Consider the following 13,849-nt stretch of genomic DNA (forward strand, 5'->3'; position numbering starts at 1 on the left):
TTTCTACTATTCTAGAGAAAGAAAATAAAAAAAGACGAGACGATGTCTCGCTTTTTTTTATTCTAAGGTCTTCATTAATTCTTTTAGATGCTCCGTCAATTTTAAATTTTCGCGATAATCAATAGGGCAATCAATGATGACGGGTTTTGTTTGTTTAAAGGCTTTTTCTAATGTTGGTAGTAATTCTTCCGTTGAATTAATGCGATAGCCAATTGCCCCTACGCTTTTGGCAAATGTTACAAAATCAGGATTTGTAAAATCAACATAATGATGATGTCCATACTTCATGTCTTGTTTCCATTTTATTAAGCCGTAGCTACAATCGTTAAAGATGAGGGTCACGAAGTTGGTACCTAAGCGATGGGCTGTTTCAAATTCTTGGCAATTCATCATAAAGCCGGCATCACCAGTGATGGCGAGTACTTTTTTATTTGGGTATACGAGTTTTGCTGCAATCGCCCCGGGAACAGCAATGCCCATGGTAGCAAAACCATTTGAAATAATACAAGAATTAGGCATATAGCAGTTATAATGACGTGCAATCCATACTTTATTAGCACCTACGTCTGAAATTACGATATCACCCGGATCCATGACCTTGCGGCAGTCAATTAAAGCTTTTTGCGGTTTTACAGGAAATGCTTTATCGTCGGCGTAACTATTGTGCTCTTCAATCATCCGTTGTCGTATTTTTAAGGCATAGGTAGGTTCTTGTAGACGTGCTGATTGGCTCATAATTCGTGCTAATGCATCGGGAATATCACCAACGACTTCAATTTTGGGTTGGTAATTTTTATTGATATCGGCAGGCATTGTATCAATGTGAATGATATCGGCGTTTGTAGAATGCCATTTTGCCGGAGAATATTCAATAATATCGTAGCCGATAGAGATGACCAGACTTGCTTTTTCTAGTACTTTGGTCTGATAGTCGTTCATGGGAATGCCTGTTGTCCACAAAGAATAGGGGTTGTCAAAAGGAATTGCACCCTTGGCCATCATGGTATTGATGACAGGAATTTTTAACGTTTCAGCAAAGGTTGTCAATGCTTTTGAGGCATGACTGCGAATAACGCCACTACCAGCTAAAATAACAGGACTTTTCGCATATGAAATAGCATCGGCAGCGGCTTTGATTTGTTCATCCAGGGCTTTTTCGGATAAAATCGTTTTGTGTTTTAAAGGATGATCTTTATCGCTTACAGGCATTTGACTGATATTTACCGGCAAGTCAATGAAAGTAGCACCGGGTTTTTCTCGTTCGGCGTATTTAAAGGCTAGACGGGTAATTTCTGCCATTGTATCGGGGCGGACAACCGTGTAAGCTCGGCGCGTAATCGGTTCAAACATGGCACGTAAATCTAAATATTGGTGTGCCGTAATATGCATTTTATCTGTACCGACTTGCCCTGAAATAGCGACTAAGGGGGCACCATCACAATCAGCGTCTGCGACACCCGTGATTAAATTGGTTGCACCAGGTCCTAGTGTAGCCATACAAACACCGGCTTTTCCCGTTAAACGACCGTATATATCAGCCATAAAAGCGGCACCTTGTTCATGACGAACCGTAATAAATTCGATTTTAGAACGGGATAAGGCTTCCATTACAGCCAGATTTTCTTCACCAGGAATGCCGAAAATATAATGGACTCCTTCTTCTTCAAGACATTCGACTAATAAGTCAGCGGTAGTGCGTTCTTTTTTTGTTGCTATCATTCTGTATTCTCCTTTAATATGTGGGTATTTCTCAAATAATAAGCATATTTTTTATCATTATAGTATGCTTATTATTTTTTTTCAATTTTAGAGTATGTTTGTTTGTGTAGTAGCTTTATTTTACTATAAATTTATCTTTTCGTCAGTAACGGAATTATTATAAATTCATTATATTTTATATAAGGCAGATAAACGTGCTTTCAAAGTCGGTAGGGAAAATTGGCCAGGAGCAGTACGAGCGGAAGATACCGTGGTGAATGTGATGGCACTTCCGTATAAGCGTGTAATACGACCTAATTTTCCCATGGATATACCAATGATGGGATAATGGGGATATATTTCTTTTATTTGCTTAACGGCATATAACATGGTGAGTACATCTGCTGGAGTATGGGGCATACAGGCAATTTTGGCGATGGCTGCACCGTGTTTTTTCATCGCAGCAAAGTATGTGAGCAGTGTTTCAAGTGAAGGTGTTTGTTGCATAGCGTGTAGACTCATGAGGATCGGAACATGCTTTTTCTGGGCTTCAGTGATGAGTACATTGCGGATGGATTGGGGCTGATTATATTCAATGTCAATATAGTTGATAAGGCCAGAGTGGATAGCTACTTTTATTAGCTGGGCATAGGCCGTAGGGGATTGCGGATACGCACCGCCGTCAGTTTGTGTGCGTAAAGTAAATAAGATGGGGGTATGTGGTAATTCGTTATGGACGATATGTAAGGTTTGCAATAGATGAGATGCTGAGGCGGCATGAGAGAAAAAATCGTAGCGTAATTCAAGGAGTGCCTCTGTTTCGGGTAACACGCTTTTGCATTGGTGTTGTAAGTCTGTGAGGGAGATTGCTGTAGTAGCGATACAAATGCGAGGCTTTGCTTTTGTCCCTGTCAAAGGAAAATAAGGTATCATAAAAAACTCCTCTATTAGAGTAACTAATTTAGCTAATTAATAACAATTTAATTATTTCTTAGTATACCGCACAACGTATACCGCACAATAGATGTATGGTCTAACGGCATAGATAAGAATAAAGCATGCAATATCGATATAAGAAAAAATAAAAAAGTGTAATAAAATTCATGTTAGTGTTAAATAAAAAGCTTATTTTAGGGAAAAACAAGCATAATTATAAAACAAAGATAGAATAAAAACACAAAAATGCAAAAAAAGGAAGTAAATAATTCATGTGAAATTTTGTCCATTTATAATAAAAATATACCTTTTGAGTATAGAAACAAACGGGCTTAATTACTAGTGTTTAATCTATGACAAGAAAAAAAATGTTCAATTATTCTTGAACAGAATTAAACAAAACACGTATGAATTACCAAAAAGAATACAACGTCTACGGTGAAGACGGTAATTGCAAGGGTAATATTCCTTGACGTTATAGATTTTAGGTGATAACATTCATGATAGTAATTGAGTAGACGGAAAAACAATAACTGCTGATTGCTAATTGGGGTATTACTGAAATTGAAGTGCAAGATAAAACCAAAAGGGAAAAAAACAAAACGCGGAGGATATGTTTTGTTTTTACAAAAATTGAAAGGATGGATATGACAATGAAACAAGTGAAAATTATCACACCAGCTGAAGCAGCTGCTTTGGTAAAAGACAATGACACGCTTACGAGTATGGGATTTGTGGGCTGTTCACATCCGGAAGCATTGACTAAAGCATTAGAAAAACGTTTTTTGGAAACGGGTTCGCCTAAGAACTTAACTTATTTATACTCAGCATCGCAAGGAACGCGTAAAGGTGTAGCAGGTGAACATTTAGCACATGAAGGATTGTTAAAACGGTTAATTATTGGACATTATCAAACTGTTCCCGCGTTGGCTAAATTAGCAACGGAAAATAAGATTGAAGCATACAATTATTCACAGGGGACGATGTGCCATATGTTCCGGGCTATTGCGGGCAAAAAAATTGGTGTTTTCACGGATGTAGGCTTACATACGTTCTTAGACCCTCGGAATGGCGGCGGTCGTGTTAATGAAAAAACGACAGAAGATTTGGTGAAATTGATCAATATCGATGGGAAAGAACAATTATTTTATCCAACGTTCCCTATTCATGTTGCTTTCTTACGTGGTACGTATGCCGATGAAGCGGGAAATATTACGACGCACGAAGAAGTTGCTCCATTAGAAAATTTGACCGTAGCACAAGCGGTTCATAATTGTGGCGGGATTGTTATTGTTCAGGTTCGTAAAATCGTTAAACATGGTTCTTTGGATGCACGGATGGTTACGATTCCGGGAATTTATGTTGATTATGTTGTTGAAGCGGATGCGTCTGACCATGAACAAGCTTTTGGCTGCGAATATGATCCATCCTTAAGTGGTGCTGCTCGTGTAACGACCAGTGCTGGTGGCAATATGATTCCGTTAGATGCCAAGAAGATTATTGGACGTCGTGGTGCTTTAGCATTGAAGGATGATGCTATTGTTAATTTGGGTGTAGGGGCTCCGGAATATGTGGCAACTGTTGCGGGTGAAGAAGGCATTTCCGATCGGTTTACGTTGACCGTAGAAAATGGTGCCCTTGGCGGCGTTCCTCAAGGGGGACCTCAATTTGGGGCAACACGGAATCCAGAAGCGTTTGTCGCACAAGATTATCAGTTTGACTTCTACGATGGTGGCGGTTTGGATATTGCCTTTTTGGGATTGGCACAATGCAGTGAAAGTGGGGATATTAATGTTAGTCGGTTTGGCCCACGTATTGCTGGTTGCGGTGGATTTGTTCATATTTCTCAGAAAACACCGAATGTATATTTCTGCGGTACCTTTACCAATGGGGGATTAAAAGTTGCTGTAGAAAATGGTAAATTGAAAATTTTACAAGAAGGTAAATCGAAGAAGTTTATTAAAGCAGTTGATCAGGTTACATTTAATGGTGCCTATGCCGCTGAAATGGGAAAAAATGTATGGTATTTGACAGAACGTTGTGTGTTTAAATTAACTGCTAAAGGATTAAAATTGATGGAAGTAGCACCAGGTATTGACATTGAAAAAGACATCCTGGCTCACATGGACTTCAAACCAATTATTGAAGACTATACAACTATGGATGCTCGTATATTCAATGAAGGTATTATGGGCTTAAAAAAATAAATTTATTTAACTTACTTATAACTAATAACATTTAAAGGAGTGATTGTAATGAAACCGATGAGACTTCATCATGTTGGTATTGTTCTTCCGTCGTTGGAAAAAGCACATGAGTTTATGCAAAATAATGGGCTTGAAATTGATTATGCAGGATATGTGCAAGCGTATCATGCAAATTTAATCTTCACGAAAAAAGGTGAATACAGTAGTCCTATTGAAATGATTATTCCAACTTCCGGTGTACTTACTGAATTTAATGGTGGTCGCGGTGGAATTGCTCACATTGCGTTTGAAGTAGATGACGTAGAAGCTGTTCGTAAAGAAATGGAAGAAGAATGCCCTGGTTGTATGTTGGAAAAGAAAGCGGTACAGGGAACGGATGATATTATTGTTAATTTCCGTCGGCCTAAGACCAACCATGGGATTTTGGTAGAATATGTTGAAACGATGGCTCCGATTGTGGGGCATGACCAAAATCCCTTTATCAAAGCGATGGGACCTGAAAAAGGTCAGCTGAAATCATCTTGGCATCCGATGCGGTTACACCATGTCGGCATTGTGTTGCCTACGATGGAAGCAGCTCATGATTTCATGAAGACGAATGGTTTGGAAGTGGATTATGCTGGTTTTGTAGAAGCATATCATGCCGATCTAATTTTCACGAAAAAAGGCGAATACAGCAGTCCTATTGAATTTATTATTCCGCGCGAAGGGGTATTGAAGAACTTTAATGGTGGACGTGGCGGCATCGCTCATATCGCATTTGAAGTAGATGATGTAGAAGCCGTTCGTCAAACGATGGAAAAAGAATCAGATGGATGCATGTTAGAAAAGAAAGCCGTACAAGGAACGGATGATATTATTGTGAACTTCCGTCGTCCAAGTACAGATGCGGGAATCTTGGTTGAATATGTTCAAACGACAGCACCCATTAATCGCAATAATCCTAACCCCTTTCCTGATTTATAAGAAAAGGGCAGTATGAGAGAAAGGATGAGGAATCGATGTATACGTTAGGAATTGACGTAGGTTCGTCTTCCTCTAAAGCCGTCATTTTAGAAGACGGTAAGACCATCTTAGCCCATGCCGTTATTGAAATCGGCACGGGCTCAAGTGGCCCAAAACGGGTGCTTGAAGAGGTTTTTAAAGGTACGAACTTAACACTTGATGATATGTCTAATATCATCGCAACTGGATATGGCAGGTTTAATGTGGAATATGCAAAAGGCGAAATCAGTGAAATTACCTGTCATGCCAAGGGAGCATTATTTGAGTGTCCCGGAACGACAACCATCTTGGATATTGGGGGACAAGATGTTAAGGCGATCAAGTTAAACAATAAAGGTATGGTTATGCAGTTTGCTATGAATGATAAGTGTGCTGCTGGGACAGGTCGCTTTTTAGATGTAATGTCGAAAGTTTTGGAAATACCAATTTCAGACATGGGAAAATGGTATTTTAAATCGAAGAACCCTGCACCTGTAAGTAGTACATGTACAGTGTTTGCAGAATCAGAAGTAATTTCTTTGTTATCTAAAAATATAGCAAAGGAAGATATAGTAGCAGGTGTTCATAAGTCGATAGCAAGTAAGGCCAGCGCTTTGGTTCGTCGTGTTGGGGTAGATGGAACGCTTACGATGACCGGTGGTGGAGCAAGAGACCCGGGAGTAGTTGATGCAATTGCTAAGGAACTGGGAGTAAAAGTGCAGGTGGCTAATCACCCACAAGTGGTTGGAGCCTTGGGGGCAGCACTAATTGCATATGAAAAAATAAAAAAATAAGTTACAAAGGAGAGAATCATCATGAGTGAAGAAAAAAATCTTGACGTGGCAAGCATGAGCTCTAAGGAGGCATTAGGTTATTTTCAGGCGAAACTTGATGAAGATGCAAGACAGGCAAAAAAAGAAGGTCGTCTAGTATGTTGGTCTGCTTCAGTTGCACCACCGGAATTCTGTACAGCAATGGGTATTGCCTTGATATATCCTGAAACACATGCTGCTGGGATTGGTGCCCGGCATGGTTCGCCAGATTTATTGGAAGTAGCAGAAAACAAGGGGTATGATCAAGATATCTGTTCATATTGCCGTGTTAACATGGGATACACAGAGTTAATGAAACAGCAGGAAGAAACGGGAGTTACACCGCCTACATTGGAAGCATCTCCGGCTGGTCGTGTACCATTGCCAGACTTGGTTATTACCTGTAATAACATCTGTAATACCTTGTTGAAATGGTATGAAAATTTGGCTAAAGAATTAAATGTTCCTTTGATTAATATTGATGTACCGTTTAACCATGAATATCCTATTACGAAACATGCAAAACGGTATATTGTAGGCGAATTTAAAGAAGCAATTCGTAAATTGGAAGAAATTTGCGGTCGTCCTTTTGATTATGATAACTTCTTTAAGGTACAAGAACAAACACAACGTTCTATCGCTGCTTGGAATAAAATTTCTAAGTTTTTCAGCTATAAACCCTCGCCACTTAATGGCTTCGATCTCTTTAACTTCATGGGATTAGTCGTAGCAGCACGTTCGTTGGATTATGCTGAAATCACATTTAATAAATTTGTTGCTGAATTGGAAGAAAAAGTAAAAAATCAGAAATGGGCTTTTGGTGAAAATGAAAAGACTCGTTTTACCTGGGAAGGTATTGCTGTCTGGATTGCTTTAGGTCATACGTTTAAAGAATTAAAAGGACATGGCTCGTTAATGACTGGTTCGGCATATCCCGGTATGTGGGATGTATCTTATGAACCGGGCAACTTAGAATCAATGGCAGAAGCATATTCGCGTACGTATATTAATTGTTGTTTGGAACAACGTGGTAATGTGTTGGAACAGGTATGCCGCGATGGGTTGTGTGATGGCTTACTTCTGCATCAAAATCGCTCGTGCAAAAACATGAGTTTATTGAATAATGAAGGTGGACAGCGCGTTCAAAAGAATTTGGGAATTCCTTATGTTATTTTTGATGGCGACCAAACGGATCCGCGGAACTTCTCAGAAGCACAATTTGATACTCGTGTAGAAGCACTTTGTGAAACAATGGATGAACAGAAGGCATGTGAAGGAGGAAATCAATAATGAGCAAGATTGACGAACTTATTAACAAATTTCAAGAAGTATCCAATCACCCGCAACAGACTGTTTTAAAATATAAAAAGGAAACGGGAAAAGGATTAGTAGGGATGATGCCTTACTATGCACCAGAAGAAATTGTATATGCTGCTGGGTATCTTCCTGTAGGTCTGTTTGGGGCACAAAAACCTAAAATTGCGGCCGCTCGAACCTACTTGCCGCCGTTTGCCTGTTCGTTAATGCAAGCCGATATGGAATTGCAATTAAACGGCACGTATGATTGTTTAGACGCAGTTATTTTTTCTGTTCCTTGTGATACCTTACGTTGCATGAGTCAAAAATGGCATGGTAAAGCACCGGTAGTCGTATTTACGCATCCTCAAAATCGTAAAATTAGAGCGGCTGTTGATTTTTTGCGTGCAGAATTTGATCATGTAAAAACGGAATTAGAAAAATATTTGCATGTTGAAATTACTGATATGGCTATTCAAAAAGCGATAAAGGTGTATAATGAAAACCGACGGATTATGCGTGAATTTTGTGATGTTGCGGCTGAATATCCACAGATTTTCACTCCCGTAAAACGGCATGATATTATTAAGGCTCGCTGGTTTATGGATAAAGCGGTACATACACAATGGGTTCGTGAACTTATTGATACGGTAAAGCAGGAAAAAGTAGAACCATGGAATGGGAAAAAAGTGGTTATTTCTGGTATCATGGCAGAACCTGATGAATTTTTAGATATTTTTGAAGATTTTAATATTGCCGTAGTAGCAGATGATTTGGCACAAGAATCACGTCAATTCCGTACAGATGTTCCAGAAGGCATTGATCCGTTGGAACAGTTAGCACAGCAATGGCAAGACTTTGATGGTTGCCCCTTGGCATTAAATGAAGATAAACCTCGTGGTCAAATGCTTATTGATATGACAAAAAAGTACGATGCTGATGCGGTTGTTGTATGCATGTTCCGTTTCTGCGATCCCGAAGAATTTGATTATCCGATTTATAAGACGCAATTTGAAGATGCAGGTGTACGTTATACCACGGTGGATGTTGATTTAGAATCTCCTTCGTTGGAACAAGTACGTACTCGTATCCAAGCATTTTCGGAAATTCTTTAAAGATAATCGTTCTGCCGGGGATATGATTGGGTAATACGCAGGAGAATATGCTTGGCATATTGTAAAGTATGTTCTTGTCGCGATTACATATATAAAATATACAGAGTATTAGGAGGAATTACATTATGGATTTTAAACTTAGCGAAATGCAACAAGATATTGCTAAACTCGCAAGAGATTTTGCAGAAAAGAAATTAGAACCTACGGTTAAACAACGCGATGAAGACGAAGTATTTGATCGTGCGTTAGTTGATGAAATGGGCTCATTAGGTCTTTTAGGTATTCCTTGGGAAGAAAACTATGGTGGTGTAGGTGCTGATTTTGTAAGCTTGGCAGTTGCTTGCGAAGAAATTGCAAAAGTAGATCCGTCTATTGCATTGAGCTTTGAAGTTCACACAATGCTCTGCTCCTGGCCGCTTTGGAAATTCGGTACAGAAGAACAGAAAGCTAAATATTTGAAACCCTTGGCAGAAGGTAAAAAATTAGGCGCATTTGGTTTAACTGAACCTAATGCAGGTACAGATGCATTAAATGGTAGCACAACTGCTGTTAAAAATGCGGATGGTACATATACATTGAATGGTTCTAAAGTATTTAATACCAATGGTGGAGATGCTGAAATCACGATTGTATTTGCTGCTACAGATAAATCTAAAGGCGCTAAAGGTATGAGTGCGTTTATCGTTGAAAAAGGAACCCCTGGCTTTACATATGGTAAAGAAGAAGTAAAAATGGGTATCCGTGCTTGCGTACAACGTGAACTCGTATTCCAAGATGTAGTTGTGCCAGCAGAAAATATGCTTGGCAAAGAAGGCGAAGGCTTTAAAATCGCTATGATGACGTTAGATGGTGGCCGTGTTGGCGTAGGTGCTCAAGCGTTGGGTATTGCTGAAGGTGCATTTAATAAAGCGGTACAGTATGCGAATGAACGTATTCAATTTGGTAAACCTATCATGAAACAACAAGCTGTTGCATTTATGCTTGCTGACATGAAATTGAAAATTGAAACAGCACGTTGGGCTGTTTATAAAGCTGCATGGAAAATGGGTCAACCTGATGTTAAATCTTATTCTATGGATGCATCCATTGCAAAAAAATATGCATCTGACATCGCTATGCAGGTAACGACAGATGCTGTTCAAGTATTTGGTGGTTATGGCTTTACACGTGATTATCCAGTAGAACGTTATATGCGTGATGCTAAGATTACTCAGATTTATGAAGGCACAAACCAAGTACAACAGATGATTATTTCTGGATTTTTGAAATAAGATATAGTTAGCAAAAGAGCTATCGTCATGATAAGGTGACGATAGCTCTTTTTTACTTTTCTTGTGGTAAGGGGGCGTTAACCGCACGCAATAAGGTTTGATAATATTTTTGCGAACATGGGACGGGAATATGAAGTGTAGCGGCTGTATGGACAATAAACCCGCTAAATGTTTCTAATTCTCCCTTTTTTCCTTGTTGAATGTCTCTTGCCAAGGAACTTGTGACATCCTTGTTTTTTTGTTTATCTGTGCGGGTATAAATAAGTTGTGGTAGTTGTTCATCAAGGGGAATGCGCAAGGCCCGACCGACAGCAGTAGCTTCTTCTAATAAGGTATAAAATTCGCTTTTGCGGCTGTCATCATTCCAGACATCCGCTACGGTTCCTTTATAATAGGCGGTACTTACATTATAAGCACAGTTTAAAATGTATTTATGCCACATTTCTTGTTGAATTGTAGTTGTTATACGGCATTGCAGGCCTTCGTGTGATAACAGACTGGAGACGACTTGAGCAGCCTCTGTATCGGGAGAACCGAGAAATATGCGGGCATAGTTACCCGTTTGAAGAATAGAGTAATCTTCTTGATAAGAAGAGGTAATGTAAATGCATGATGGCACAAAACGCACCTGTGGATAGTAAGTGCGGACGACATCGGGGTAGGTAACTCCATTCATAATACAACAGATAATGGTATGGTCATCAACACAATCTTTAATCGCTTGTAATACTTCAGGTAAAGAAGGGTTTTTTACACAAATGAATATGACATCTTGGATGCCCAAGTGGCTAGGTGTGTCTGTTACAGGCGGATGATAGGTATGCTCTCCCCATAATTCACTATGTAATTGCAAGCCTGCACATTGTAAAGCGTCTTTTCTTTTTGTACGGGCAACTAATGTTACTTGTTTATGATTGGCACAGAGAATGGAAGCAATGTAACCGCCGATACCGCCAATACCAGAAATGAGTATTTTCATGAATGGACACCCTTTCTTATGTTATTTTCTACAATTATAAATAAAAAATTATAATAAAAAAAGAATTGACAAATAAAATAAATTAGATATAATATATTCATAATCTTATATTTATAAAAGTAGTGATGGAAAAAAGTAGTATTGTAAATATCTTTACAGAGAGCTGTTGGCTGGTGTAAAACAGTAGGTGATACAGTGTGAAGTTCTTTCCTGAACTGTAAGGCTGAATGTTATTTTGATTAGTAGGCTGAACCGGGGTGGCACTCGTTAGATATGCCATGAGTTGATCTGATTCAAGATAAATAGGGTGGTACCGCGGAGCAATCCGTCCCTCGGTATTACTCTTTTTTTTTAGGTAAAAAGGGTGGTACCGCGAGCATCTTCGTCCCTTCGGGCGAAGGTGTTCTTTTTTTATATATTTTGCAATAAGAAAAGAGGTTGTATGTATGACAGGAAGTATTCAAATTTTCATTATTTTCATGTATGTGGCTATTTTATTTGCTATTAGTTGGTATATCAAGAAAAAAGCATCTGGTTCAGCAGAAAATTATATTTTGGCCGGACGAAAGCTAACGGTACCACTAGTCGTTGTTTCTATTGTTGGCTTAGCCGTAGGCGGGGCATCTACTATCGGTGTTGCTGAACAGGCGTATAAAGTAGGGCTATCGGCAGGATGGTATACGGCCGCTTGGGGGATTGGGGCAATTGTTATGGGTTTAACCGTAGCGAAAAAATATCGTCGTTTACAGATAACGACTATTCCTGAAATGTTAGAACGGTATTATGATACAAAAAGCAGTATTGCTGGGATTGTTTGCCAAATTTTAGTACAATTAGTTGTTATGAGTTTACAATATGTGGCAGGAGGTGCTATTTTATCAGCTTTATTGCCACAAATTTTCACTCCTTTTTCAGGCATGATTGTTAGTGCTATTGTATTTATTGGGATTACGTTAATAGGAGGGATGTGGTCAGCCAGTCAGTCTAATATGTTAAATGTTACTTTACAATATATTGGTATTACCGTTGCTGCTTTTATCATTATTTCTTTAGTAGGTGGCATGCAGACGGTAGTCGTACAAGTACCTAGTGATATTACGCTGGATATAGTACAAGGTGTAGGAGGCATGAAAATTGTTACTTGGATTGTTACGCTTATTACGGTAAACTTGTCTTTGCAAGCGATCATTCAAGTTTCTTTGGGCGCTAAAAATGTACACACGGCTCAACGTGGATTTATTATTGGTGGTATTATTATGTTGCCAGTTGGTTTTCTTGCCGCACTGTTAGGCGTGGTGGCAGCCGAAGTATATCCTCATATTGCACCTACAACCGCATTGCCGCGATTGATTATGTCGATTAATCCGTGGATTGCTGGTGTGACCTTAGCCTCTCTATGGGCTGCCGATATTAGTACGGCATGTAATTTATTATTGTCTTCGGCTACGTTATATTCTCAAGATATTCATAAACGTTTTATTCAGCCACGTATTACGGAAAAGCAATATTTGCTGGTAACGCGTTTATCTGTATTGGTGTTAGGCCTGATTACGTTAGGGTTTGCCCTTACGATTAGCGGTATTATTTCTACCTTAATGGCGGGGTTGTCATTGATGGCGGCATTTGGCGTTATTATTTTAATGACGTTATATGCTCCACAATATTGTCGAAAAGAGGCGGCTTTTTATACGTTGTTAGCAGGTATCATTGTTTTAGTAGCATGGTTGTTATTCCCGGTGGTACGCATTGTACCGCATGTGATTTATGCAGAGTGGTTGGTATGTAGCCTTGTATTTGGCGGCACTTGTTTTGTGACATCTGAAAAATTAGACATTCTTTCGATTGAGAAAAAAATAGTCATGTCTAAATAGATTGAAAATGTTTCCTGGATGATTATCAAAAAATGAAATATCTTTTCAATTGACAAATAAAGACGTAAATAGTATACTTTCTTCAAGACAGAAGAAAACATTCATTATGGAAAGGAGAAAGTTATGAAAACGATTGTTGTCTATTCTTCGTATACGGGAAAAACCAAGGGAATAGCAGAAGCCGTGGCTAAGGGTATCGGCGAAAACATTAGTTGTGTTTCGTTGGATGAGATACCAACGGATATCGCTTCATATGACTGTGTGTTTTTTGGCTGCTATATTGAAAGTGGATTTATTGATGGGAGATCACAGGAAGTATTGAAAACACTTACGAATAAAAACATAGCTCTTTTTGTTACCATGTGGATTGGTCCGTATTCCGATGATATAGCGAAAAGATTGCGACGAATTGTAGAATTTTTACCGCAAGGTTGTCAAATTGTGGGCACGTATATTACACCGGTGGATGATGCGGCGGGCGATCAACAAGAAAGAGAACATCGGCTGGCTGCGGATTTTGCCGCCAATACGATGCATCGATTGTTATCGACGACATAATAAAAAATCTCGCAATAATGGAATTTTTTATTTGCGAGATTTTTTGTATTGACGGCTAGAGAATAAAAATGGTATTATATAAAAACCAACGCGATAGAATATATAATGTTGGAAAAAAACCT

Annotated in this window: 11 protein-coding genes and 1 other annotated feature; of the genes, 8 read left to right on the top strand and 3 right to left on the bottom strand. The window is 39.0% G+C overall.

Annotation, left to right across the window (positions count from 1 at the left end):
• Positions 1–57 precede the first annotated feature (57 nt).
• Both HMPREF1040_RS00535 and aroD read right to left on the bottom strand, forming a co-directional pair.
• Complete coding sequence (locus HMPREF1040_RS00535; protein WP_007391966.1) at positions 58–1,719, bottom strand: acetolactate synthase large subunit; 1,662 nt, start codon at positions 1,717–1,719, stop codon at positions 58–60.
• Positions 1,720–1,887: 168 nt separating this feature from the next.
• On the bottom strand, positions 1,888–2,631 hold the full coding sequence (gene aroD / locus HMPREF1040_RS00540) for a type I 3-dehydroquinate dehydratase (RefSeq protein ID WP_007391968.1): 744 nt from the start codon (positions 2,629–2,631) through the stop codon (positions 1,888–1,890).
• A gap of 656 nt (positions 2,632–3,287) precedes the next feature.
• Here aroD and HMPREF1040_RS00545 point away from each other — a divergent pair.
• The 6 genes from HMPREF1040_RS00545 (at position 3,288) to HMPREF1040_RS00570 (ending at position 10,319) form a co-directional block, all read left to right on the top strand.
• A complete protein-coding gene (locus HMPREF1040_RS00545) occupies positions 3,288–4,841 on the top strand; it encodes an acyl CoA:acetate/3-ketoacid CoA transferase (protein ID WP_007391973.1) in 1,554 nt (517 codons plus the stop codon).
• 48 nt (positions 4,842–4,889) lie between these two features.
• Positions 4,890–5,807: a VOC family protein gene (locus HMPREF1040_RS00550; protein ID WP_007391967.1), complete on the top strand. Its 918-nt coding sequence runs from the start codon at positions 4,890–4,892 to the stop codon at positions 5,805–5,807.
• Positions 5,808–5,842: 35 nt separating this feature from the next.
• Complete coding sequence (locus HMPREF1040_RS00555) at positions 5,843–6,619, top strand: acyl-CoA dehydratase activase (protein WP_007391971.1); 777 nt, start codon at positions 5,843–5,845, stop codon at positions 6,617–6,619.
• Between the two features lie 21 nt (positions 6,620–6,640).
• A complete protein-coding gene (locus HMPREF1040_RS00560) occupies positions 6,641–7,927 on the top strand; it encodes a 2-hydroxyacyl-CoA dehydratase subunit D (RefSeq protein WP_007391974.1) in 1,287 nt (428 codons plus the stop codon).
• Positions 7,927–9,048: a 2-hydroxyacyl-CoA dehydratase subunit D gene (locus HMPREF1040_RS00565; protein WP_007391972.1), complete on the top strand. Its 1,122-nt coding sequence runs from the start codon at positions 7,927–7,929 to the stop codon at positions 9,046–9,048. The genes HMPREF1040_RS00560 and HMPREF1040_RS00565 overlap by 1 nt, the downstream gene beginning before the upstream one ends.
• Positions 9,049–9,173: 125 nt before the next feature.
• A complete protein-coding gene (locus tag HMPREF1040_RS00570; protein WP_007391970.1) occupies positions 9,174–10,319 on the top strand; it encodes an acyl-CoA dehydrogenase in 1,146 nt (381 codons plus the stop codon).
• A 52-nt stretch (positions 10,320–10,371) separates the two neighbouring features.
• Here the strand turns inward: HMPREF1040_RS00570 and HMPREF1040_RS00575 are convergent, their stop codons facing one another.
• Entirely contained in the window at positions 10,372–11,298 is a 927-nt protein-coding gene (locus tag HMPREF1040_RS00575) for a ketopantoate reductase family protein (protein WP_007391969.1), read from the bottom strand.
• 113 nt (positions 11,299–11,411) lie between these two features.
• Positions 11,412–11,634 (top strand) — a binding site (T-box leader).
• A gap of 110 nt (positions 11,635–11,744) precedes the next feature.
• Here HMPREF1040_RS00575 and HMPREF1040_RS00580 point away from each other — a divergent pair.
• Positions 11,745–13,169: a sodium:solute symporter family protein gene (locus tag HMPREF1040_RS00580; protein WP_007391965.1), complete on the top strand. Its 1,425-nt coding sequence runs from the start codon at positions 11,745–11,747 to the stop codon at positions 13,167–13,169.
• A 123-nt stretch (positions 13,170–13,292) separates the two neighbouring features.
• Positions 13,293–13,727 carry a flavodoxin family protein gene (locus HMPREF1040_RS00585; RefSeq protein ID WP_007391975.1) on the top strand — a complete coding sequence of 145 codons (435 nt, stop codon included), beginning with the start codon at positions 13,293–13,295 and terminating at the stop codon, positions 13,725–13,727.
• The last annotated feature ends 122 nt before the right edge of the window (positions 13,728–13,849 follow it).

Source organism: Megasphaera sp. UPII 135-E (assembly GCF_000221545.1).
Taxonomy (GTDB): domain Bacteria; phylum Bacillota; class Negativicutes; order Veillonellales; family Megasphaeraceae; genus Megasphaera; species Megasphaera hutchinsoni.